This is a genomic window from Enterobacter cloacae complex sp.6700776 (genome assembly GCF_048284255.1).
Lineage (GTDB): Bacteria > Pseudomonadota > Gammaproteobacteria > Enterobacterales > Enterobacteriaceae > Enterobacter > Enterobacter intestinihominis.
Genome location: NZ_JBLVYK010000089.1, coordinates 1 through 354 on the forward strand (window position 1 = coordinate 1; position 354 = coordinate 354).

Genomic DNA, 354 nt, shown 5'->3' on the forward strand with positions numbered 1-354 from the left:
GCCACCATGGTATGGGCGGCTATTTATAGCCAGCAAGCACATGCTGATCTTGCAGCACAATGTATGCTTGGGGTGCCTGTTTATGACAAACCTATTATCTCTGGTGATCAAAATAGCTTACCGATTGAGATTCAAGCTGACGACGTCACAGGGGAATACCCTAATTTTGTCGAATATACTGGTAACGTTGATATTCAGCAGGGCAACCAGACTCTCACAGCAGATAACGTTAAACTGACACAAACCCAAAAAGAGGGTGAAGAACCGGTTCGTGAAGTGACGGCGACGGGGAATGTCCATTACGATGACCCTCAAATTATCCTGAAAGGCCCTTCAGCGTGGTCAAACTTAGAT

1 protein-coding gene is annotated in these 354 nt (G+C 46.0%); it reads left to right on the forward strand.

Features of this window, described 5'->3' with window-relative positions; translation table 11 throughout:
* On the forward strand, positions 1-354 hold a 354-nt coding region (locus tag ACNQ0T_RS23345; protein WP_417930399.1), incomplete at both ends, for an LptA/OstA family protein.